The sequence below is a fragment of the Bacillus sp. JH7 genome (assembly GCF_001563515.1).
Classification (GTDB): Bacteria; Bacillota; Bacilli; order Bacillales; family Bacillaceae_G; genus Bacillus_A; species Bacillus_A cereus.
Genome location: NZ_LPUS01000011.1, coordinates 223,442 through 246,739 on the forward strand (window position 1 = coordinate 223,442; position 23,298 = coordinate 246,739).

Below are 23,298 nucleotides of genomic sequence, written 5' to 3' on the forward strand. Positions count from 1 at the left end.
CCACTAGGGGAGCTGATTTTTTTATTTTTATATAAAAATACTCAATTTCGAGAAAAAAGTTGCAATAACAAGGAAAAATGACGAGATTCTCGAATATATATTACAAAAGGGAGGGGATACTGTGTCATTTTTGTTTGTTCTGTCGACTGCTATTATTTTATTGTTTGTTTTATTCACTTTATATTATTACATTGCCGGTAAGAAAGAGGTTCCCCACCATCAATTGTTAGAAGAAGAATTGGAACGAGAAGAATGACACCTTATATATAAGGTGTCATTTTTTTCGCTATAATAGTCAGTTTTAACGTATTTCTCACAAAAAAACGTAATTTTTCTTAACTTAGTCCGCAAAAATAGTGAACATGTAGCATATATCAGTAGTGCGGGCAATACAATGGTATAAACCAAAGCAAAGAGAGTGTTTGAGGTGAGAAATCGTGAATCATTTCATTATAAATCCAAGAATGTTTAACGCTTACAAACAGCACTCACACTTACTTCTTAGTCGTATGCAGCGAGGCTCATTTCACCCTTCTCACATCCAAATTAGGGAGGCGAGTGGTGTGCACGATTACATCAAAGAGAGAACTATCAAGATTGGTAAGTATATCGTGGAGACAAGAAAGACAGTGCGTGTCATTGCAAAGGAATTTGGGGTATCAAAGAGTACAGTCCATAAAGATTTAACAGAACGTCTACCAGAAATTAATCCAGAGCTCGCAAATGAAGTGAAAGAAATTCTTGATTATCATAAGTCTATTCGTCATTTAAGAGGGGGAGAAGCAACAAAACAAAAGTATAGAAAAGAAGATGTAGAGAAGCCTGTACGTCAATAATGTTACAGTAGCAAACATTCCGTTCACATTCGGTAATATTTTTCAGAAGAATTCTTTTTGCGAATATTACGTTTCTGTTAAATTTATGATAAAATCAGAAATTAGGTGAAAAGAATTCGGGTGTAACCTGATTTTGAATATCGAGGAGGAAAAAACGGGAATGTTTGCGCGAGATATCGGAATTGACCTAGGTACGGCTAACGTATTAATTCATGTTAAAGGTAAGGGTATTGTATTAAATGAGCCATCTGTTGTGGCGATTGATCGTAATAGTGGTAAAGTATTAGCAGTAGGTGAAGAAGCGAGAAGCATGGTGGGACGTACGCCTGGTAATATTGTAGCAATTCGTCCACTTAAAGATGGTGTAATCGCAGATTTCGAAATTACAGAAGCAATGTTAAAGTATTTCATTAACAAATTGGACGTAAAGAGCTTCTTTTCAAAACCTCGTATTTTAATTTGTTGTCCAACAAATATTACATCAGTAGAACAAAAAGCAATTCGTGAAGCTGCTGAACGTTCAGGTGGTAAAACAGTATTTTTAGAAGAAGAACCAAAAGTAGCCGCAGTTGGTGCTGGTATGGAAATCTTCCAACCAAGCGGTAACATGGTTGTTGATATTGGTGGAGGTACAACAGATATCGCTGTACTATCTATGGGTGATATTGTTACCTCTTCCTCTATCAAAATGGCTGGCGATAAGTTTGATATGGAGATCTTAAACTATATTAAACGTAAGTATAAGCTATTAATTGGAGAACGTACTTCAGAAGATATTAAAATTAAAGTTGGTACAGTATTCCCAGGTGCACGTAGCGAAGAACTTGAAATTCGCGGACGTGACATGGTAACAGGCTTACCACGTACAATTACAGTATGCTCTGAAGAAATTACAGAAGCATTAAAAGAAAATGCAGCTGTTATTGTACAAGCTGCAAAAGGCGTATTAGAGCGCACACCACCAGAACTATCTGCAGATATCATCGACCGCGGTGTTATTCTAACAGGCGGTGGAGCTTTACTACACGGTATCGACATGCTTCTAGCAGAAGAACTAAAAGTACCAGTATTAATTGCTGAAAACCCAATGCACTGCGTTGCGGTTGGTACAGGTATTATGTTAGAGAATATCGACAGATTACCAAAGCGTGCTTTGAGATAATTTGAAAGAACTAAGGCTAATGCCTTAGTTCTTTTTTCGTTTTTATATTTTTTTATTTTGTTTTTTTGCGAAAATGGAAGGAAAATAGAGAAATATGAAGGAAACAGGTAAAATATTCATATATATGGTTAAATTTAATATTTCCTTAATTGAAAACGTTTATAATATAATGAGTCGAATACGACATTAAGGCAAATAATGTTTCAATACATATTGCCTTTCCCTAATTTGGGCATACACTCTTTTCCACCTCCGTGTCAGTTGCAAAAATGTGCAACTATTTTAATGGAATAGAGTGTGTGCATTTTTTTTAGGAAATTGTGCTAAATATAAAATGTTACTTTGTAATGACAAACAATAAACAAAATGGGATAATAGCAATATGTCCAAGTGGTAAGACCAATATTACAAAAGGGGCGATTGTTACATGCTAAATATAGAACAAATTAAAGAAATCATTCCTCACCGCTATCCATTTTTACTTGTTGATAAAATATTAGAAGTAGATGAAGGAAAAAGAGCGGTTGGGATTAAAAATGTATCCGCAAACGAAGAATTCTTTAATGGACACTTCCCTGACTATGCAGTTATGCCTGGTGTACTTATTGTAGAAGCATTAGCGCAAGTAGGAGCAGTTGCAGTATTAAAGAAAGAAGAAAACCGCGGAAGACTTGCTTTCTTTGCAGGTATCGACAATTGCCGTTTCAAAAAACAAGTACGCCCAGGTGATCAGCTTCGTCTAGAAGTAGAAATGACACGCGTACGCGGCCCGATTGGAAAAGGAAAAGCAATCGCAACAGTAGATGGTGAAGTTGCATGTGAGGCAGAAATTACATTTGCGATTGGTGATAAAAAAGAATAGATAGTACTAAAAAATCTCCTTGTAAAAAGACAAGGAGATTTTTTTAATTTCTGCTATATAACGATGAAACGATAATATACAAACTAATCAGAAAATTACTTGTAAATAGATGGTAATTACCATATACTTACTTTATTGTTTATCTAGAAAACAGGATAAGTGATAAAGGTAATAAAGAAATAAGGGCATTGTCATATTGTTAAGGTACTTAAATAAGACAAAGTAGAATGTTATTGATTATGATGAAATGTAGGGAAATCAGCAAGAATATTAATTAGACGTATGAAATCGAGCATAAGAGAGAGAAAAGGGAAATGTCGCATTTCACAAAAGGAGATTATGAATATGTTCGGGAGAAAGAAAAGAAAACCATTACGACAATTAATTACACATAAAGAGCCTAAATCGCGTATTACAGAACAATACCGTAACATTCGTACAAACATTGAGTTTACATCTGTAGATAATCATGTTCGTTCTATTATTGTTACTTCAGCCGATCCAGGTGATGGGAAAACAACGACAATCTCAAACTTAGCAGTTGTTTTCGGACAACAAGGAAAGAAAGTTTTATTAATTGGAGCTGACTTGCGGAAGCCGACGATACAAAACTTATTTGCTATTCATAGTTCAAATGGATTAACAAACTTATTATCAGGACAAGCAAAACTTATGCAATGCATTCAAAAAACAGATATAGAGAACGTATACTTAATGGCAGCAGGTCCAATCCCGCCAAACCCAGCAGAACTATTAGGGAGCCGGGCAATGGACGAGGCGTTGCTAGAAGCATATAACATGTTTGATATTATATTAATAGATACACCACCTGTCCTTGCGGTTACAGATGCACAAATACTTGCGAATAAATGTGATGGAATCGTACTCGTTGTACGAAGTGAAAAGACAGAAAAAGATAAAATCGTAAAAGCGAAACAAATATTAGATAAAGCATCAGGAAAACTACTAGGTGTTATTTTGAACGATAAAAGAGAAGAAAAAGAACAATATGGTTATTACTAAAATATGAAAAAGCCAACAAAAATTTTGTTGGCTTTTTTGTTTTCTGATAATTATTTATCAAGTTATACATTATAAAAACGTGATAAAATAAAAATTTTGGGAAATGATTGGAATGTGTTGTCATATTTAAGATTATTTTGTAAGATTAAACTTGTTTCTTGTGAACAAATATAGAACTGAATTATTAAAAATAAAAAATGTAAGATTTATATGTTATAATTTTTCCTATGTGTAAATTTTAGAAAGTTGGAGGAACCTATGGAAGAAACAATTAGTCTAAAAGAGTTATTTCATATCTTAAAAAAACGTTTAGCAATGATCCTCGTAATCGCCTTTGGTGCAGCTATTGTAAGTGCTATCGTTAGCTTTTTCTTTATGACACCAATCTATCAATCTTCGACGCAAATTCTTGTTAACCAAAAGAAACAAGAGGGTACAGCAATTCAGTACAATGAAGTACAAACAAATATTCAATTAACAAATACATATAAGGTTATTATAAAAAGCCCTGTTATTTTGGACCAAGTGAAAGAAAAATTAGGTTTAAACATAACAACACAAGAATTGAACAAAAAAATCGAAGTGGCTAATGAAAAAGATTCACAAGTCGTAGCGGTAACTGCGCAAGACAAAAATCCGAAATTAGCTCGTGACATTGCTAACACAACTGCAGAAGTGTTTAAAGGTGAAGTTGCGAAGATTATGAGTGTGGATAATGTTACGGTACTTTCTAAGGCAGAGTTATCAGAAGAATTATCGCCAATTAAACCACGCCCAATGTTAAATGTAGTAATTGCTTTCATTGTTGGTTTAATAGCTTCAGTTGGACTTGCATTCTTACTAGAATACTTAGATAACACAGTGAAAAAGGAAGAAGATGTAGAGAACTTACTTGGCTTGCCAGTGTTAGGTATTGTAGCTCGTATGGATGAAGAAACAATGAACGTGAAATCACACGCTCCATCATCAAGAAAAGTGAGGGGACAAACAATTGGCTCTTAATTTATTTAAAAAGAAAAAGAATCATCGTCAACGTCGTCAATTAATTGCTCATCAACAACCGAAATCACCAATTTCAGAACAATATCGTAATATTCGAACGAATATTGAGTTTGCGGCTGTTGATACGAATTTACATTCATTAATGGTAACATCTGCGAACCCAAGTGAAGGAAAAACGACAACGACAGCGAATATGGCAGTTGTGTTTGCTCAACAAGGAAAAAAAGTATTATTAATTGATGCAGATATGCGTAAACCAGCAATGCATCAAATGTTCCAAGTAGATAACATTTTCGGATTAACGAACGTATTAACACATAGTGAACGTTTAGAGAACTGCGTACAAACGACATCTGTAGAAAATCTGAACTTTTTGGCATGTGGTCCAATCCCACCAAATCCAGCAGAATTATTAGGTTCAAAATCAATGAAAGAACTTCTTGGACAAGCATACAGCATGTACGATCTAGTTATTTTTGATATGCCACCAATTTTAGCTGTAACCGATGCGCAAATTATGGCAAATGTATGTGATGCTTCTGTTCTTGTTGTTCGTAGTGAATCAACAGAGAAAGAAACAGCAGTAAAAGCAAAAGGATTATTGGAGTCTGCAAAAGGTAAATTGTTAGGTGTTGTTCTGAACGACCGTGAACGTGAAGAAGGCTTACATTATTATTACGGTGTAAACTAATTAAAAGAGTGAGATATGGTTGAAACATATCTCCTTTTTTCCCTTGAACATGAGAAATCTCTCATATTCAAGGGAAAAAAGATCTTTATAGGAGAGAGGGAGGATGAAACAAATGATAGATTTACATTGTCACATTTTACCTGGTATCGATGACGGTGCACAGACAGTAACAGATAGTTTAGCGATGGCACAACAAGCCGTGTCAGAAGGAATACATACAATTGTCGCAACGCCGCATCATCAAAATGGAAAATATGTAAATGAACGTACCTCAATTATTCATCACGTAAAACAACTAAATGATGAACTACAACAACATAATATCCCGCTTACTATTTTACCTGGGCAAGAAGTCAGGTTATATGGCGATTTATTAGAAGACTATGAAGCTGGTAAAATCGTTACTCTAAATGAAACAAATAAATACATATTCATTGAATTTCCATCGAATCACGTACCTCGTTATGCCGAACAATTATTATACGAATTACGTGTAAAGGGAATGATTCCAATTATTGTTCACCCAGAACGTAATGCCGAGTTAATCGAGCGGCCAGATAAGTTATATAACCTTGTTAATAAAGGTGCACTGACGCAAGTAACAGCAGGGAGTTTGCTAGGGAATTTTGGTAAAAAAATTAAAAAATTCTCACTACAGCTTGTGGAATATAACTTAACACATATGATTGCATCAGATGCGCACAACACGACATCGAGAGGATTTCATTTAGCAGAAAGTTATGAACTAATTGAGAAAGAATTCGGAATGAATGTTATGAGTGATTTAAAAGAAAATCCGTACTTATTAATTAGTGGGAAAGCAATTTACAAAGAAGATCCAGAACAAATTCGTCGTAAAAAATTGTTCGGTATTTTTTAAATAAAGAATTGGTGATGTCTCCTAACCGTTATCAACGGGGGCACTCGGTCATGCTGTGGGTAGAAATTTTTATTTCGAACCTACCTTAGACGCTTGTCGTCGGGAGTATGACGTGAGGATGGGTTAGATGCCCATAATTATTTGTAACAGAAACTCTACCTATGTAGTAATAACTATGACTTTATAGGTAGGGTTTTTGTTATTGTTACATATAAATATAATAATTTGTTTTTGGGGGTACTAGATTTGAAAAAAGTAAGGAAAGCAATTATTCCAGCAGCTGGTCTTGGGACAAGATTTTTACCAGCAACAAAAGCGATGCCGAAAGAAATGTTGCCAATCGTCGATAAACCGACAATTCAATACATAGTGGAAGAAGCAATAGAATCAGGAATTGAAGATATTATTATTGTTACTGGAAAAGGTAAACGTGCCATTGAAGATCACTTTGATCATTCTTTTGAGTTAGAGCAAAACCTTTTAGAAAAAGGAAAGTATGAGGTGCTTGAGAAAGTCCAAGCTTCTTCTAAAATTAACATTCATTACATAAGACAAAAAGAACCAAAAGGTTTAGGACATGCAGTATGGTGTGCTCGTAAATTTATTGGAAATGAGCCATTTGCAGTATTACTTGGTGATGATATTGTACAAGCGAATACACCATGTTTACGTCAATTAATGGATCAATATGAAGCAACACAATCATCCGTTATTGGTGTACAAACGGTTCCGGAAAATGAAACACATCGTTACGGTATTATTGATCCAGTTGAACAAAATGAACGTCGTTATCAAGTACGTCAATTTGTAGAGAAGCCAGCGCAAGGAACAGCACCATCCAATTTAGCCATTATGGGTCGTTACGTATTAACACCAGAAATCTTTATGTTCCTTGAAAATCAACAAACAGGTGCAGGCGGTGAGATTCAATTAACAGATGCGATTCAACGTTTAAATGAAATTCAGCGTGTATTTGCTTATGATTTTGAAGGGATTCGTTATGATGTTGGGGAGAAGTTTGGATTTATTAAGACGACAATTGAGATGGCACTTCAGCATGAATCCCTAAGAGAAGAATTAATGAGTTATATGAATGAACTTGTAAAAAAAGAAAATGTACATATTTAAAGTGAGGTGAAAAGGCATTGGCCTTAATTAAAGTATCAAGTGGAACTGTAAAAGAACAAAGAATGCTTGTTGCTGAAGAAATCAACCAGAATGGGACTTATTTATTTATCAAAAGGTTTATAGATATATTAGCTTCTTTGTTTGGTCTTATTCTCCTTTCACCTATTTTTCTTATTGTGGCATTGCTTATTAAACTGGAAGACCCAAGAGGTCCTATTCTGTTTAAGCAAGTTCGTATCGGAAAGAGCGAAAAGGAGTTTGGGATGTACAAATTTCGTTCAATGGTAACAGATGCAGAAGATCGACTAAAAGATTTATTACAGCATAATGAAGTTTCGGGCGCAATGTTTAAAATGAAAGATGATCCTCGTGTGACGAAGATTGGTAAATTTATTCGTAAAACGAGTATAGATGAGTTGCCACAATTATTAAATGTACTAAAAGGTGATATGAGTTTAGTAGGCCCTAGGCCCCCATTACCAAGAGAAGTAAAAGAATATACTTCTTATGATAAACAGAGGTTATTAGTAACACCTGGGTGTACTGGACTCTGGCAAGTTACGGACAGAAATAGTGTCGGTTTTAAAGAGATGGTTGAATTAGATTTAACATATATTAAAAATCGTAGTTTAGGGTTAGATATTAAATTAATATTAAAGACCGTGCTGGTGTTATTTGGATCTAAGAATGCTTTTTGATAGCATTCTTTTATATTTTTGTAATTCAAAATAGGGTTTATTTGAAAAGTTTATGGCGTATGCTCTAAATTGTTTTCGAAATAGAATGATTGCAAGGGAGATGTACTAATATGAATATAGCAGTAGTAGGAACTGGTTATGTAGGGCTAGTTACAGGTGTGGGTTTATCTGAGATTGGCCACAATGTTATTTGTATAGATACTAATGAGAAAAAAGTAGAGCAAATGAGAAGTGGAAAATCACCCATCTATGAGCCAGGGTTAGACACTTTAATGTTAAAAAATATTGATGCAGGGCGTTTAAAGTTTACTACAGACCATTCTATGGCATTTGAAGAAGTAGAGGTTATTTATATAGCAGTAGGAACTCCAGAAAATGAGGATGGAACAGCAAATTTAACATATGTAAATCAGGTTATTAAACAAATTGCTCGAAATATTAAGAAGAATATTATTGTAGTAACGAAGAGCACAGTACCAGTAGGGACTAATCATCATATTAAGAATAAGCTAAAGGAAATCCTACCATCTAATATTGAGGCTGAAGTTGTATCAAATCCAGAATTTCTTCGTGAAGGTTCAGCTGTATACGATATATTTAATGGTGATCGTATTGTAATTGGAGCAGATTGTGAAAAGGCATCGGCAATAATTCGCAAAGTTAATGAACCATTTGGCATTCCTATCTATGAGACTGATATCTGTAGTGCAGAAATGATTAAATATGCATCCAATGCATTTTTAGCCACAAAAATTAGCTTTATTAATGAAATTGCTAACGTATGTGAAAAAGTAGGTGCAGATGTTGAGAAAGTAGCAGTAGGAATGGGGCTAGATAGTCGTGTGGGTAACCAATTTTTAAAAGCAGGTATTGGATACGGTGGTTCTTGTTTCCCTAAAGATACAAAGGCTCTTAAGAAAATTGCAGAAAATGTAGAATATGACTTCAGTTTATTGAGTGCAGTAATTGAGTTTAATAATAAACAACAACGTAGACTACTTGACCAAGCAGTAAAGGATTTTGGTACTTTGGATGGGAAAAAGGTAGGTATATTAGGATTGGCTTTCAAACCAAATACGGATGATATTCGTGAGGCAGCATCTTTAGTTATTGTTCCAGAATTAATAAAAATGGGGGCTCATGTAAAGGCCTATGATCCAATTGCAATGGATAATGCAAAGAGGGTTTTACCAGGTACAGTAGAATATGTGAGCGAAGTCATTGAGGCTATTAAAGATACTGATATTGTATTTATCCTAACAGAGTGGGATGAAATAAAATCAATGTCGCTAGAAATATTCAAAAATGAAATGAAAGAAGTAAATATATATGATGGTAGAAATTGTTTCTCAATAGAAGATGCTCAAAATAGTGATATAAGATATCGTTCTATAGGAAGAGTATTGGTTGATAAAAAACATGTATGTGTTTGATTTAAGTTATAAAAAGTAGGAGAATCGAAAATAGCAAATAAGCCATCTTACTAATTTTTCAAGGAAATCGAGTGAAAGAGGGAGCGCTTTGAAAATATGTTTCGCAGCTTCATCAGGAGGGCATTTAGAACAATTAATGATGCTGTATCCAATGATGAAAAAGAATGAGAGTTTTATTTTGACAGAAAAAACAAGTTATCAATTTAACTCAAAAGATATCAAGCATTATGATGTAGTTCAAATTAATAGAAGAGAGCTTACTTTCTTTTTTAAATTAATAATCTTATTTGTACAAACTTTAATAATTTTATTAAAAGAAAAACCGGATGTTGTTATTTCAACAGGTGCATTGGCAACAGTGCCAATGTGCCTGTTAGCTAAGGTATTTAGAAAGAAATTAATATTCATTGAATCTTTCTCTAAAATAACTTCACCAACTATTACTGGGAAATTATTGTATAAGCATGCAGATTTATTTTTAGTGCAATGGGAAGATATGAAAAAGTTTTATCCTAACGCCAAGTATGGGGGGGGAATATATTGATTTTTATAACAGTAGGTTCCCAAAAATTTCAATTTGATAGACTGTTAAAAGAAATTGACCGTTTAATTGAAGAAAAGAAATTGAATTCTGAGGAAGTATTTGCTCAAATTGGCTATTCAACATATGAACCGTGTCATTATTCTTATCAAAAGTTCTTAAATAAGGAAGAATTTCTGAATTTAATAGATAAAAGTGAAATAATTGTTACCCATGGGGGAACAGGATCTATTATTAATGGAGTAAAGAAAGAAAAAAAGGTTATTGGTATTCCTAGAATGATGGAACATGGCGAACATGTAGACAATCATCAATTTGAAATAATAGAGCAGTTTAAAGATTCTAATTTAATATATGGAATTTCTGATGTTTCTGAAATCGAGAGTGCATTAAAATCCGTAAAGAATATGGAATTCAGAAAATATGAGTCTAATACTGAGAATATTATAGGTATATTAGAGGATTTTTTAATAGGAAATTAAAATATAGCTAATAATTTTAGTGGAAATAATATTAGAAAAAGGTGAACTAATGAATGTTATCATGATCGGATCCCACATAAAAGTAACAGGCGGGATTACAAGAGTTGTGAAAAATTATATGCAAGCTGGCCTTAAGGAAAAGACAAATTTGGAATATTTCCCAACTTATTATGGCAGCAGTCATCTCGTAAACATTATATTTTTTATATGGCAATATATAAAGTTATTTTTCCAACTAAATGCATTAAGTCGTAAGTATGACGTAGCGCATATTCATATGTCTTATAGAGGTAGTTTTATCCGTAAGAGAAAGATTATAAACTTATTGAATCAGAAAAATATCCCCATCATATTGCATATGCACGGATCACAATTTAAAGATTTTTACAATGAAAGCTCGGATAAGAGAAAGAGACAAATTGTTGATACGTTAAATAAAGTCACTGTTATAATTGCTTTAGGGGAACAGTGGAAAGAATATTATAAATCAATCTGTGAAACGGAAGTTGTGTCATTAGATAATGCAGTATTTCCAAAACAGGTATCCGATGATCCCGAAGAAAGAATATACATTACAACTATGGGAGTACTTTCTGAGAGAAAAGGTACATATGATTTGATTCAAGTTGGTGCGAAGTTAAAAGGGAAAATAGATAGCAAATATAAATTTGTACTAGCTGGTGATGGTGAAATTGAAAAAGCCAAGCAAAAAATCAATGAATTGGAACTAGATGATTTGTTTATTCTTCCTGGTTGGATATCAGATGATAAGAAAATAGAAGATATTTATCGGAAAAGTATTATATATACATTACCATCGTACAATGAAGGTATGCCTATGTCTATTTTAGAAGCAATGAGTTATGGGCTACCTGTTATATCTACTAATGTTGGATCTATTCCCTCTGTAGTTGAGAAGGAAAATGGATTTATTACTAAACCTGGGGATATAGATGAGTTAGCAAATAAAATTATCTTCCTATTAAATAATAATGAGATAAGCAAATCAATGAGTGAGCGTAATGTTGAGAAAATAAACTCAAATTACAATGTTTATAGTTCTTTAGATGAAGTTATCTCATTATATGAAAGAATTATGAAGAAATCAAAATAAAAGTTATAGCTAAAAATTTTAGTTAAAGTGAGTTGAGCGTAATGCCTGGATTTTTTGGCTTTATTTCAAATAGAGAAGAGATATTAGATAATGATATTAATATTTATGATATAGTTGATGAAAATCAGCACTTAATTGAAGAAGAAAGAAAAATTACTACTTCAATGTTATATGGGAAATTTTTCAGAAATGCAGTTAAGAAATTTGAAAAAGATAGAGCTTTTTATGAAGATCAACATAATTTTTCTATATTAGATGGTGTAATTTTAAATAAGAGTGATTTATATAAAGAGTATAGTGTTAATGAAGATAGAATAGAGATACTATTAAACAAGATGTCTAATGTAGAACCTAAAACGTTTTTTAATAAGTTTAGAGGAAGTTTTGGAGGAGCCCTTCTTAACAAAGATGAAAACAACTTTACCCTATATACAAATCATGTGGGAGATAAAGAGGTTTTTTATTATATTCATGAGAAAGAGAACACACTGTATTTTGCTACTGAATTTGAGGTTCTTATAAGGCTAGTTCACAAAAAAACAGGTAAAAAGTTCCATATTAATCATAATGCTGCGTATAGTTTAATGACACACTCGCACGCATTATGTAATGAAACCTTGTTTGAAGATGTATATAGGTTAACACCGGGGCACTATATTGAGTATTCAAAAAGTGGAATCAATAAAAAATGCTATTATGCTTTAAGTAATACGCCTGTTGAGATTTCAGAAGAAGAAGCTTTGGAAAAAGTAGATGTTCTTTTTAAGAATGCAATTAAGAGAGCATTTGAAAAAGATTTAGAGTATGGTTATAAGCATTTGGTAGCATTAAGTGGTGGATTAGATTCGAGAATGACTGCTTGGGTTGCTCATACTATGGGATATAAAAATATGCTTAATTATACTTTCTCTCAAACCGATTATTTGGATGAAAAGGTACCCAAGCAAATAACTGATAAATTAAAAACAGAGTGGATGTTTAAAGCATTAGATAATGGAACGTATATTTATAAATATTTTGATGAATCGGTCAAAATATCAGGAGCAAGGAGTCAAGGGTGTACTATTGCTCATACATTAAGTATGGTTAGTAATATGAATTTGGAAAAATACGGTATGGTTCATACGGGACAACTTGGTGATGTAGTAATTGGAACTTTTTACGATAAGGGCGAACGTAAAAAATTCATGCCGGGTGCAGGAGCATATTCTACTAAACTTATTGATAAAGTAGAGTACGATGTAGATAAGGCCTTTCATTTAGAAGACCAAGAAATCTTTAAATTTTATAATAGGGGATTTACAGGAGTAAATACTGGATTAAAGCCTATGTTCCAATATACTGAGACAATTTCTCCATTTTTAGATATTGATTTTATGGAGTTTTGCTTAACTTTACCACTAGAGTATAGAAAAGGGCACAGAATTTATATTAAGTGGATAAATAAATATTATCCAGAAGCAGCAGATTTTATTTATGAAAAAGTAAAAGGTAAGATAAATAAAAAAGTAATAACTGTAAAAGGAGTTCCGGTTCCTTGGACGAGCATTCCAGCAGCAGGTATTAAATTAGTTAAAAATAAATTAGGTTTAAAGTTGAATTCGAAAAATCATATGCATCCTATGGATTATTGGTATAGAACAAATAAATACCTGAAAGAGTTTTATGAAGCAGGATATAATAAGAATATAGATTTAATACAAGATTCGACTTTAAAAAATGATTGTGAAGATTTATTTAGAAACGGAAGTACACTTGAAAAAGACCAAGTAGTTACATTTTTAGTATTTGTGAATCAAATGAATAAATACATTATGTAATTCTGATATTCTAAAGAAAGAACGACTAAATTTATAATAGAATAGGAGAATTACAGTGAAAATAATGCATTTGAATTCTGAGTTGTTTCTTGGAGGTGGCTTAGAACGAATAATTGTTGATTTAATGGTGAAAAATACTGAAATTCCTCACTATCTTTGTGTTATAAATGATAGGTGGAGTCAAGAATATATAGAAATACTTAATAAAGACTCCCTTTTATTATGTAATAGAAAAGAAGGTACGAGAAATCCCATTATAAATATAGGTACTATCTATAAAGCCTGTAAGTTTATAAAGAAAAACAAAATTGATGTTGTTCATTGTCATGATACGTTTAGTTTAAAGTTTGCATATTTGCTTAAGAAAATTACGAAAGTAAAAGTGGTATTTACTGTACACGATACTAAAATATATAATGAAGCATTAAATAAGTATCCTGTTGATATGTACATTACTATTTCAAAAACGGTCTATAATGTTGTGAATAAATACGTTCCAGAAGAAAAAATAAAGTTAATTTATAATGGGGTAGACCTTGAAAAGTTTAGTGGTGGCCGAGAGTTAAACGTTCAAAATAAAGATTCATTTAAAATTGCTTGTGTTGCTCGTATTGTACCAGAGAAAAAAGGTCAAGATATTTTAATTAAGGCACTTGATATTTTAAAAAATCAGTATGGGTTTTCTAAATTTAATTGCTTTTTTGCTGGAAGCGCAGCAGATCTAAAATATATTAATGAATTAAATGATTTAATTGTAGAATATCATTTAGAAGAAAACGTTGAATTTCTAGGAAATGTAGCGAATATTGAAAAGTTATATAAAGACGTAGATATTTTTGTTTTACCATCTAGATATGAAGGTTTTGGATTAGTAGTAGTAGAAGCTTTAGCAGCGGGTTGTGCGGTAGTTGTTAGTAAACTTGAGGGACCTCTTGAGATTGTAAAAGAAAATGAAGAATATGGTTTATATTTTGAAAAAGAAAATCATCAAGAACTCGCCCAAAAATTATATCGCTTAGTAAATGATAGAGAGTGTCGTCAGCGGTATGAGAGTAATAACAACACTTTAGAATATTTAAATCGCGAGTATTCTCTAGAAAATATGATTAAGAGATATAACGAAGTTTATAGAGAATTATGCACAAACTAAATATGAAAAATGAAGATAAAGGTATTTTTATATGAAAAGTTTAAAAGTTAATTTAAACAAGTATGTTAATCATTCTTTATTTAAAAATCTTAGTATCGTATTCTTAGAAAGTATTATTACAAAGGCATTAAGCTTTATAAGTATTCTAATTCTATCTAGGCAACTTGGTCCTGAAGATTATGGTAAATATTCATTTGTATTTGTCACTGTAGCTTTTTGTAGTGCATTCTTTGATTTTGGTATGGAAAATACAGCAGTACGTTTTTCAGCAAGAGATAAAGGGAAAATGCAAAGTATATTTGGTTTATATTTTTTTACAAAAATAATTATTACTGCAACTGTAGTTACAGGATTAATCTTATTTGGCAGTCATATTTTTTCTAGCCAAGGTAAAGATGAAATAATTCAATATATCCCATATTTAATCGTGGGGTATATAGGGGAATCACTTTTATTTGTTAATGATACTTATTTACAAGCTATTCAAAAATTCAAATTGAGAGCTTTTATCAATATATTTAGGTATTCTATTTTAATACTTATAGTTTTAAGTTTACTATTAAATAATATGTTGTTATTGAAGTATGTATTTATTTTATACTTCATCCCGATTATAATCTCTTTACCATTTGTATTTAAGTATTTTAAATTTATTAAAATTTACTTTTCTTCAAAATTCCCTCGAAAATTACTAAAAGAGATTATGCATTATGAAAAGTGGATGTTAATGATTTCTATACCTAATAATGTTTTGGGCAGAATTGATTTCTTTATGATTTCTATTTGGGTTACTTATGAGCAAATTGGAATTTATAATGCTGCATTTCAACTATCGGCAATTGTTTCATTTCTACCATTTGCTTTTGGAAAAGTAATGCTACCTACAATGTCTGAACTAGATGAGAAAGAAGTAGTAAGAAAGACTAAGCAAATTATAAAGCCTACATTAATAGTTTCTTTCCTTATGTTATGTATGGTACCTTTAGTACCTTTAATTGTCCCATTTTTTCTAGGGGAAAAATATTTAGGGGCAGTTTCTATTCTTCAAGTAATGTTGATTTCGGCGATATTAGGGTTTATTATTGTTCCTATTGAACAGGCTATTTATTCCTTAGGAAAGCCAATGTTTATTACTATAGGTAAATACATTCAAATGGGAGGAATCATAATTTTGATTTTCCTTACTGTTCCATATTTTGGGGTGATTTGGGCTGCAATTAGTGTGGTACTGGCACGATTGTTATATTCAATAATATTAATAAAAATGTATTTGAATTATAAAAATAAATACATATTGAATGAAAACAAGTAAATTACTCTGAGGAAATTTTGTATTGAAAAGTATTGTTTAGTAGATTTTGAATTGGCTAAATGTATTTTTATTTGCCAAAATACGTTTAGCCTTAAATATTATCACTTTAAATGCCGAAAAAGTATTTTTTAACCTTTTTATAGGGATTTTAATCAATTAGTCGTTAAAAAATAATTAAATATATAACTGATTTAATGTTTTGATAAATGAATTTTTATGTGTTTATAATGTATGGAATAGGTAAGTGATCTAGTTTACCTTAGACCAATATTATATACTTTTCAGTTAAATATTTTAAAAGGATATTGAGGGGAAACATGGAAATAAAATTGAAACAAATTACTATTAATTTAGTTCTCCCACTAATTTGTATTATTGCATTTTCTTTTTTATTGGGAACAAATTATTATGCATACTTTATATATTTGTTACTAGGGTGTAATTTTTATTTATTAACAAAGTTTTTAGGTTGGGAAATATCCTTTCTATTTATAATTCCAATACTTAGCATTGCGTTAGTTTTAACGGGGGATTTTTTCCTTCTTGATTTTTATAATAATAACGAGTTAAATCCATTAAAGATTCATCCTTTTGTACTAGCATGGTTAGTTGTATTTGTTCTATTTTTTATAGAAAATTTATTAACGAAAAAAATAATCTTTGATAAGGTTTTTCTGTTGTGTATTTTAGTGCTTGTTCTATTTTTTGGAGTTACTTTTATTACAAAAGGGATAGCTGGAATGTCATTAGCAATTCATAATTATCTTGGACCTATTTCATTTTTCTTGTTTTTTTATTGTAAAAGGCAAATAAATACGAAAAAAGTTAATAAGGCAATAGATGTCATGATTTGGTGTTCGGTACTAATTGGATTACTAGGTGTTTTTGAATACTTCACAAAAACGAATGTTTTCCAGAATCTTTATAGTGCAAATAATGCAACATGGTTAGATTCAACATACCGAGAAGGATACAGGATTAAAACAATAATTGGTCATCCATTAGATAATGCAGTATTCTTCCTTTTTTCAATGATCATTGTTCAAATGAGAGTTAAGGATAATAGAACAAAGTATACTTTACTCTTATTATTTATAATTGATATTTTATTAACTGGTTCAAGAAGTATTTTTGCTATAGCATTTTTAGTGCTAATATATAATGAACAGGGTTTGAAAAATAGCTTGAATAAGATTAAGCAGTATTTTATTACTCTATGTATAATAGGGGTTACATGTTTAGTGACACTTAGTACATCTTTAGGATCTACTTTAATGAGTCGAGTAGGTAGTGCAAGTGATTCTACTGAGGCGCGCTTTATGTTGATAGACTATTTCATAAAACATTTATCATCGTTCCAAATTATGGGTTTGGGTGGGGCGTCAGAGAACATTAAAATAATAGGTCGATATAATACTCCTATAATTCTTGAAAATCCTTGGATTATTTTATTTTTCGATGTGGGATATTTTATACTAATATACATTCTGTTGTTAATTCTTATTCTATGCAGAATAGAATACAAAGTATTAGCGATTACTTTAATTTTTGCAATTTCAGGATACAATTCATTTGGTGTAAAAAATAATGCCAATTATTTTTTATTTTATTTATTAACTTATGGATATATTCTAACCAGAGAAAAAAAGTCCTCAGCTTAATTTATATAAGAATTTAATTGTTCTACAAGATAAAGAAAAAAATCCCGAACCCCGGAGAGTATTGCGGAATTTGGGATTTTTTGTTTCTTGTTTTACTTTACACTCTATAATACCTTGCTATAATAGAGGAGATTATAAAAATGAAATGTTTAAATTTAGGGCGATTATTTTCTTGAAATGTAATTGGAATATTCATAGAGGTAGAAGATTATTTCGTTACATATACTATTAACTTTTGAAATAAAAGGAAGTTATAAAATTAAACCTCGATGATTGGACTAAATTTATTAGTTGAAAGAAGGAACTGGTATGAAAAAGAAAGTATTATTTTGGATTTTTGGTATCATTGGTGTTCTTATTATTGGTGGTGGTGTATATGCATATACTGTTTACTCTAATGTATCTAATACGTTAGATGCAGTACACAAACCATTAGATCGTGATAAATCTGAAAAGCGTGATGAAAAAGTAGATGTTTCGGATCAGAAACCAGTTTCAATTTTATTAATGGGAACGGACCAACGAGAAAATGAAACGTCTAGGTCGGATTCATTAATGTTATTTACATTGAATCCGAAAACAAAATCAATGAAGATAACAAGTATTCCGCGAGATACTTATACAGAAATCATTGGAAAAGGTAAAAAAGATAAAATCAACCACGCGTATGCCTTTGGTGGAATTGATATGGCTGTAAAAACGGTAGAGAATTTTCTTAATGTACCAGTCGACCATTACATTGAAGTAAATATGGCTGGATTTAGAGATATTGTAGATGCTGTTGGTGGTGTTGATGTAAATAACGATTTGGAGTTTACGTCAAGAGAGCAACATTTTGCTAAAGGGAATATCCATTTAAATGGTGAAACAGCATTAAAGTATACTCGTATGCGTTATGAAGATCCACGCGGTGACTTTGGCCGTCAAATGCGCCAACGTCAAGTAATCCAAGCAGTAATTAAAAAGGGTGCAAGTGTTTCTTCATTAGCAAGCTACGGTGATGTATTAAAAGCAATTGAGAAAAACGTTAAAACAAGTTTAACGCAAGACCAAATGTTTGATATTCAAAAGAATTATAAAGATTGCATGCAGAACAGTGAAGAAATCCAAATTCCAGGTGACGGCCATAAAGCTGCTGACGGTATTTGGTACTACTATGTTCCGGATGCAGCGAAACAAGATTTAACAAATAAGTTAAAAGCACATCTTGAATTGACTAAATAATATGTAATAAACCCAACTCCTTTGGAAGGAGTTGGGTTTATTTTTGCATGAATTTATATTAGTATTATATATTGTGAGATTAATAGATGAGGTGAATCAATGAATAAGAAAGTAATACTTGTTCTTGTTGTTTTTGTATTGTTTATTGCTTCGATTGTGAGCGGTAAGTTGTACTGGAATAAGAAAGTTGCAAATGCGACAGGGCAGACGAGTGAAGTAACGAAGAAAAAGGCTGAAGTGAAAGATAGCGGAGCGAAGAAAGCAGAGAAAAAGCAAGATGCGAAGTCATCTTTTAATGAAGCATACGCGAAGAATTTGCCAGATGCAGTGAAAGAGAAGTTGAAGAAAGCTGCTGAGGATAAAAAAGCAGTAAATCTTGTTATTGTTGGTGATGAAGCCTCTTCATCTGAAAAAGGTGCTTGGGTAGCTAAGTTAACGACTAATTTAGAAACTGCTTATGGTAAAGGTTTATGGAATGTGACTGTAAAGGAATATAAAGGTGAAAGCACAGAGGAGTTAATCGCGAATAAGCGTGATAAAGAGATTGCGAAAGAGAATCCAGATGTGATTTTATTTGAACCACCATTCATTACTGATAATGGTAAAACTGGTAATGGAAACTCTGTAGTAAATACACAGAAGTTCGTTCAGGCACTTTCTACTGGTGCAAAGGGTGCTACGATTATGATTCAACCATCAAATCCAGTGTATGGTGCGAAAAATTATCCGAAATCGATTGAAGCATTAAAACAATTTGCGACGCAAAATAATTATACATATATTGATCATTGGGGAGCATGGCCGGATGCTTCAACGAAAGCAATTTTACCATACTTACAAGAAGAATTTGGTTTCCCAAGTGAAAAAGGACATGACGTTTGGGCGAAATCTATAACTGATTATTTTGTAGCTAAGTAATGAAGGAGAGATAAAAGGTGTACGAGTTCTCGTATACCTTTTCCTTTTATAATTAAGAGATTTGAAAATAGTAGGAGGAAAACAATGAACTCAATCCTAATCTGTGGCGGAGCTGGCTACATCGGTTCTCACGCTGTGAAAAAATTAGTAGACGAAGGTTTATCGGTAGTAGTGGTAGATAACTTACAAACTGGTCATGAGGATGCAATTACGGAAGGTGCGAAGTTTTATAATGGCGACCTTCGTGATAAAGCATTTTTAAGAGATGTTTTTAAACAAGAAAATATTGAGGCGATTATGCATTTCGCAGCGGATTCTTTAGTTGGAGTTAGTATGGAGAAGCCTCTTCAATATTATAATAATAATGTGTATGGTGCACTTTGCTTATTAGAGGTAATGGATGAGTTTAAGGTAGATAAGTTTATTTTCTCTTCTACTGCGGCAACGTATGGTGAGGTAGATGTGGATCTTATTACTGAGGAAACGATGACAAATCCAACGAATACGTATGGAGAAACGAAGTTAGCAATCGAAAAGATGCTTCATTGGTATAGCCAAGCTTCTAATTTACGTTATAAGATTTTCAGATACTTTAACGTAGCTGGTGCAACTCCAAATGGTATTATTGGGGAAGATCATCGCCCAGAGACACATTTAATTCCTCTTGTATTACAAGTGGCGTTAGGTCAACGTGAGAAGATTATGATGTTTGGTGACGATTATAATACACCAGATGGTACTTGTATCCGTGATTATATTCATGTTGAAGATTTAGTGGCAGCCCACTTCTTAGGGCTTAAAGACCTACAGAACAGCGGAGAAAGTGATTTCTATAACTTAGGGAATGGTAATGGTTTCAGTGTAAAAGAAATCGTTGATGCAGTTCGTGAGGTTACAAATCATGAAATTCCTGCTGAAGTAGCACCGCGCCGTGCGGGTGATCCAGCACGTTTAGTTGCTTCTTCTAAGAAAGCGAAAGAGAAGCTAGGATGGGATCCTAAGTATGTAAATGTGAAGACAATTATTGAGCATGCTTGGAATTGGCATCAAAAGCAACCGAATGGATATGCTAAATAAATATAATAAGTGAAAGAGAGGGTATCGTCGACAAAATATGTTCGACAATACCCTCTCTTTTTTTATAGGATTTTTGCTATACTAAACTGTACTATAATACGTGGTGGAAGGAGGAGAATGATGAAAATACTTGTGGTTGATGATGAATCGAGTATTCGTAATTTGATTCGGATGCAGTTGGAGATGGAAGGTTATGAAGTGTTGGCAGCGGCTGATGGGAGAGAAGCTTTAGAGAGATGGAATGAAGGGCCGGATGTATTGATTTTGGATGTTATGCTTCCGGATACGGATGGGTATGAGTTGCTTCGTTTGTTCCGTGAGAGGGATAGGGATATTCCGGTGCTTATGTTAACGGCAAAGAGTCAGATGAATGATAAGTTGCTTGGCTTGCAGCTTGGTGCTGATGATTATGTGACGAAGCCGTTTAATTATGCGGAGCTTATTCTTCGGGTTAAGAATATGGCGCGGCGTGTAAAGAAGACGGAGGCGGCTGTAAGTCATGAAGTAATTGAGGCTGGAGAGATCGTGATTTGTCCTAAGGAAAGAAAGGTACATGTGAGTGGACAAGAGATTCAGTTAACGTACCGAGAGTTTAATTTATGTCAGTTATTTGTTTCAAATCCACAGCGTGTGTTTATGAGGGATGAGTTACTTGAGAAAGTATGGGGGTTTGAGTATATCGGAAATACGAGAGCCGTTGATATTATGGTGCAGAGACTTCGCAAGAAGCTTGGGACGAGCGGAGAATATATTAAGACAATTTATGGCGTTGGCTATAAACTGGATTGTTAAGTGGTGATGGTATGTCTTTAAAGCGAAATATGGTGTTCGGAATAGTTGGGCTGTTAATTCCGATTTTTGTTCTTTTATATGCAGTTGTTTATATTACGTTAGAAAAGAATATGTATCATAACGCAGCAGATTCTTTAGAAAAGTTAAGTGTAGAAGCACAAATTTATACGATGAATTATTTAGAGAAGGAAGCAGAAGTGGATACGCTTGGTCCGAATTCACTTTTAATTGCGTCGTATTTAGCGAAGCGTATGGATGTCCGTGTGCAGATGATTGGGAAGAATGGCGATGTTGTTGCAGATACACAAAAAGGGGCATTGCTTCACCGTAACATCGACATTGAGAGTTCTTTGAAGGGGAAGAAGTCTTACGTTTTTGAGGAGGCGGATCCAGCTCCTATTCTTTTGTTTTCAAGCCCGGTTTATTATGGAAACGATGTCATTGGAAGTATTCGTTTTATAAATGAGTTAACGAGTGAGAAGGAAATTTTAACAAATGTGAGCTGGACGTTCTTAATGACGTCTCTTTGTTTAGTAGCTACCGGTATTTTCTTTGCAATTCGTTTGGCGAAGTCTCTTCATAAACCAATTGATCAGTTGAGACAAATGGCACAGCGGCTCGCGAATGGTGATTATAAGAGTAAGATTGAGTTAAATGAGTACGTGGAAATCGCTCAGCTTTCAGCATCTTTTAACGCGATGGCCGATGGAATTGAGTTGCATATTAAGCAACTGCAGGAGGAGAAAGAGAAGCAGAAAGATTTCCTAGACCGCATTACGCATGAGCTAAAAACACCGCTAACGGCAATTATCGGTTATGTTGATTTAATTCCGAAGTTACAATCGAAAGAAGATGTACAGGAAAGTCTTCGTTATGTGGCTGTGGAAAGTGAGCGTTTATTATCACTTGTAGAGGAACTGCTTAAGTCTTCGAAATATGGGACGAGTACGTTTGAAGTGTCTCCTACAGTTGTGAATATAAAGGAATTGGCAGAAGAAGCAGTTTCAATTGTGAAACCTCGCCTAAATCAGTTTGAAATTGAAGTGATAAATGAGTTAACGGATGTACATGTTGTTGCGGATTTTGATAAGACGAAGCAAATTTTCTTAAATGTGCTTGATAATGCAATTAAGTATAGTGATGCTTCGCACATTCGTATGAATGTAATTGTAAATGAGCATGAGGCGAAGGTTTTTGTTCATGATGATGGGATTGGTATAGATGAAGTGGTGCTTGCAGAGTGGAATGAGTCTCCGAAAGGAAAGGCACTTCCTTCTAGTTACGGGAATGGTTATGGTTTGTATATTTGTCAGGAGATTATGAGTAAGCAGGGCGGAAGCATGCGGATTGAGAGTAGTGAAGAAATAGGTACTACAATATTCATTACATTTTTGCTTCCGAGAAGGATGGAAGACATAAAAAACTTGAAAGCGGTTAAATGATACATTTATGAAACAATTATGCGGTATTTTCGAAACAACGTTTTTTTATC

23 protein-coding genes are annotated in these 23,298 nt (G+C 32.9%); all 23 read left to right on the forward strand.

What is annotated here, in order from left to right:
- Window positions 1-121 precede the first annotated feature (121 nt).
- The 23 genes from AU379_RS18485 (at window position 122) to AU379_RS18595 (ending at window position 23,248) form a co-directional block, all read left to right on the forward strand.
- Window positions 122-256: a hypothetical protein gene (locus AU379_RS18485; RefSeq protein WP_000008903.1), complete on the forward strand. Its 135-nt coding sequence runs from the start codon at window positions 122-124 to the stop codon at window positions 254-256.
- 307 nt (window positions 257-563) lie between these two features.
- A complete protein-coding gene (gene spoIIID, locus AU379_RS18490) occupies window positions 564-836 on the forward strand; it encodes a sporulation transcriptional regulator SpoIIID (protein ID WP_000544012.1) in 273 nt (90 codons plus the stop codon).
- A 160-nt stretch (window positions 837-996) separates the two neighbouring features.
- Window positions 997-1,998, forward strand: a complete 1,002-nt coding sequence (locus tag AU379_RS18495) for a rod shape-determining protein (RefSeq protein WP_000457978.1) — start codon at window positions 997-999, stop codon at window positions 1,996-1,998.
- Between the two features lie 427 nt (window positions 1,999-2,425).
- Complete coding sequence (fabZ, locus tag AU379_RS18500; protein WP_000931959.1) at window positions 2,426-2,860, forward strand: 3-hydroxyacyl-ACP dehydratase FabZ; 435 nt, start codon at window positions 2,426-2,428, stop codon at window positions 2,858-2,860.
- Between the two features lie 345 nt (window positions 2,861-3,205).
- Window positions 3,206-3,883 carry a CpsD/CapB family tyrosine-protein kinase gene (locus tag AU379_RS18505; protein ID WP_061139594.1) on the forward strand — a complete coding sequence of 226 codons (678 nt, stop codon included), beginning with the start codon at window positions 3,206-3,208 and terminating at the stop codon, window positions 3,881-3,883.
- A 258-nt stretch (window positions 3,884-4,141) separates the two neighbouring features.
- Window positions 4,142-4,885: a Wzz/FepE/Etk N-terminal domain-containing protein gene (locus AU379_RS18510; RefSeq protein WP_061139595.1), complete on the forward strand. Its 744-nt coding sequence runs from the start codon at window positions 4,142-4,144 to the stop codon at window positions 4,883-4,885.
- A complete protein-coding gene (locus AU379_RS18515) occupies window positions 4,875-5,576 on the forward strand; it encodes a CpsD/CapB family tyrosine-protein kinase (RefSeq protein ID WP_061139596.1) in 702 nt (233 codons plus the stop codon). Before AU379_RS18510 ends, AU379_RS18515 begins: the two co-directional genes overlap by 11 nt.
- Before the next feature lie 112 nt (window positions 5,577-5,688).
- A complete protein-coding gene (locus tag AU379_RS18520) occupies window positions 5,689-6,456 on the forward strand; it encodes a CpsB/CapC family capsule biosynthesis tyrosine phosphatase (RefSeq protein WP_061139668.1) in 768 nt (255 codons plus the stop codon).
- Window positions 6,457-6,702: 246 nt separating this feature from the next.
- Window positions 6,703-7,584, forward strand: a complete 882-nt coding sequence (bpsC, locus tag AU379_RS18525) for a UTP--glucose-1-phosphate uridylyltransferase BpsC (RefSeq protein ID WP_061139597.1) — start codon at window positions 6,703-6,705, stop codon at window positions 7,582-7,584.
- Between the two features lie 17 nt (window positions 7,585-7,601).
- On the forward strand, window positions 7,602-8,282 hold the full coding sequence (locus tag AU379_RS18530) for a sugar transferase (RefSeq protein WP_061139598.1): 681 nt from the start codon (window positions 7,602-7,604) through the stop codon (window positions 8,280-8,282).
- 110 nt (window positions 8,283-8,392) lie between these two features.
- Entirely contained in the window at window positions 8,393-9,715 is a 1,323-nt protein-coding gene (locus AU379_RS18535; protein WP_061139599.1) for a UDP-glucose/GDP-mannose dehydrogenase family protein, read from the forward strand.
- A gap of 88 nt (window positions 9,716-9,803) precedes the next feature.
- Entirely contained in the window at window positions 9,804-10,259 is a 456-nt protein-coding gene (pssD, locus tag AU379_RS18540) for a PssD/Cps14F family polysaccharide biosynthesis glycosyltransferase (RefSeq protein WP_061139600.1), read from the forward strand.
- Entirely contained in the window at window positions 10,256-10,738 is a 483-nt protein-coding gene (gene pssE / locus AU379_RS18545; RefSeq protein ID WP_061139601.1) for a PssE/Cps14G family polysaccharide biosynthesis glycosyltransferase, read from the forward strand. Before pssD ends, pssE begins: the two co-directional genes overlap by 4 nt.
- A 49-nt stretch (window positions 10,739-10,787) precedes the next feature.
- Window positions 10,788-11,852, forward strand: coding sequence for a glycosyltransferase family 4 protein (locus tag AU379_RS18550; protein WP_061139602.1), 1,065 nt, complete (start codon window positions 10,788-10,790; stop codon window positions 11,850-11,852).
- Between the two features lie 41 nt (window positions 11,853-11,893).
- Entirely contained in the window at window positions 11,894-13,672 is a 1,779-nt protein-coding gene (locus AU379_RS18555) for a hypothetical protein (RefSeq protein WP_082769966.1), read from the forward strand.
- A 64-nt stretch (window positions 13,673-13,736) separates the two neighbouring features.
- Window positions 13,737-14,822 (forward strand): glycosyltransferase family 4 protein, encoded by a 1,086-nt coding sequence (locus AU379_RS18560; RefSeq protein WP_223277254.1) that lies wholly within the window; start codon window positions 13,737-13,739, stop codon window positions 14,820-14,822.
- Between the two features lie 31 nt (window positions 14,823-14,853).
- Window positions 14,854-16,134, forward strand: coding sequence for an oligosaccharide flippase family protein (locus tag AU379_RS18565; protein WP_061139604.1), 1,281 nt, complete (start codon window positions 14,854-14,856; stop codon window positions 16,132-16,134).
- 317 nt (window positions 16,135-16,451) lie between these two features.
- A complete protein-coding gene (locus AU379_RS18570) occupies window positions 16,452-17,795 on the forward strand; it encodes a hypothetical protein (RefSeq protein ID WP_061139605.1) in 1,344 nt (447 codons plus the stop codon).
- Window positions 17,796-18,104: 309 nt separating this feature from the next.
- A complete protein-coding gene (locus tag AU379_RS18575; RefSeq protein ID WP_061139606.1) occupies window positions 18,105-19,019 on the forward strand; it encodes a LytR family transcriptional regulator in 915 nt (304 codons plus the stop codon).
- A 99-nt stretch (window positions 19,020-19,118) separates the two neighbouring features.
- A complete protein-coding gene (locus tag AU379_RS18580) occupies window positions 19,119-19,937 on the forward strand; it encodes an SGNH/GDSL hydrolase family protein (RefSeq protein WP_061139607.1) in 819 nt (272 codons plus the stop codon).
- Window positions 19,938-20,021: 84 nt separating this feature from the next.
- The gene (galE, locus tag AU379_RS18585; protein WP_061139608.1) at window positions 20,022-21,014 is read left to right on the forward strand and encodes a UDP-glucose 4-epimerase GalE; all 993 of its coding nucleotides are present in this window, start codon (window positions 20,022-20,024) and stop codon (window positions 21,012-21,014) included.
- 120 nt (window positions 21,015-21,134) lie between these two features.
- Entirely contained in the window at window positions 21,135-21,806 is a 672-nt protein-coding gene (locus AU379_RS18590) for a response regulator transcription factor (protein ID WP_000699553.1), read from the forward strand.
- A gap of 11 nt (window positions 21,807-21,817) precedes the next feature.
- Window positions 21,818-23,248 carry a HAMP domain-containing sensor histidine kinase gene (locus AU379_RS18595; RefSeq protein ID WP_061139609.1) on the forward strand — a complete coding sequence of 477 codons (1,431 nt, stop codon included), beginning with the start codon at window positions 21,818-21,820 and terminating at the stop codon, window positions 23,246-23,248.
- Window positions 23,249-23,298 lie beyond the last annotated feature (50 nt).

What these genes read in the sequence shown, in the direction of transcription:
- AU379_RS18495 (WP_000457978.1), top strand. Translation starts at nt 997, where the DNA reads ATGTTTGCGCGAGATATCGGAATTGACCTAGGTACGGCTAACGTATTA.
- fabZ (WP_000931959.1), top strand. Translation starts at nt 2,426, where the DNA reads ATGCTAAATATAGAACAAATTAAAGAAATCATTCCTCACCGCTATCCA.
- AU379_RS18505 (WP_061139594.1), top strand. Translation starts at nt 3,206, where the DNA reads ATGTTCGGGAGAAAGAAAAGAAAACCATTACGACAATTAATTACACAT.
- AU379_RS18510 (WP_061139595.1), top strand. Translation starts at nt 4,142, where the DNA reads ATGGAAGAAACAATTAGTCTAAAAGAGTTATTTCATATCTTAAAAAAA.
- AU379_RS18520 (WP_061139668.1), top strand. Translation starts at nt 5,689, where the DNA reads ATGATAGATTTACATTGTCACATTTTACCTGGTATCGATGACGGTGCA.
- AU379_RS18535 (WP_061139599.1), top strand. Translation starts at nt 8,393, where the DNA reads ATGAATATAGCAGTAGTAGGAACTGGTTATGTAGGGCTAGTTACAGGT.
- AU379_RS18550 (WP_061139602.1), top strand. Translation starts at nt 10,788, where the DNA reads ATGAATGTTATCATGATCGGATCCCACATAAAAGTAACAGGCGGGATT.
- AU379_RS18555 (WP_082769966.1), top strand. Translation starts at nt 11,894, where the DNA reads ATGCCTGGATTTTTTGGCTTTATTTCAAATAGAGAAGAGATATTAGAT.
- AU379_RS18560 (WP_223277254.1), top strand. Translation starts at nt 13,737, where the DNA reads ATGCATTTGAATTCTGAGTTGTTTCTTGGAGGTGGCTTAGAACGAATA.
- AU379_RS18565 (WP_061139604.1), top strand. Translation starts at nt 14,854, where the DNA reads ATGAAAAGTTTAAAAGTTAATTTAAACAAGTATGTTAATCATTCTTTA.
- AU379_RS18570 (WP_061139605.1), top strand. Translation starts at nt 16,452, where the DNA reads ATGGAAATAAAATTGAAACAAATTACTATTAATTTAGTTCTCCCACTA.
- AU379_RS18575 (WP_061139606.1), top strand. Translation starts at nt 18,105, where the DNA reads ATGAAAAAGAAAGTATTATTTTGGATTTTTGGTATCATTGGTGTTCTT.
- AU379_RS18580 (WP_061139607.1), top strand. Translation starts at nt 19,119, where the DNA reads ATGAATAAGAAAGTAATACTTGTTCTTGTTGTTTTTGTATTGTTTATT.
- galE (WP_061139608.1), top strand. Translation starts at nt 20,022, where the DNA reads ATGAACTCAATCCTAATCTGTGGCGGAGCTGGCTACATCGGTTCTCAC.
- AU379_RS18590 (WP_000699553.1), top strand. Translation starts at nt 21,135, where the DNA reads ATGAAAATACTTGTGGTTGATGATGAATCGAGTATTCGTAATTTGATT.
- AU379_RS18595 (WP_061139609.1), top strand. Translation starts at nt 21,818, where the DNA reads ATGTCTTTAAAGCGAAATATGGTGTTCGGAATAGTTGGGCTGTTAATT.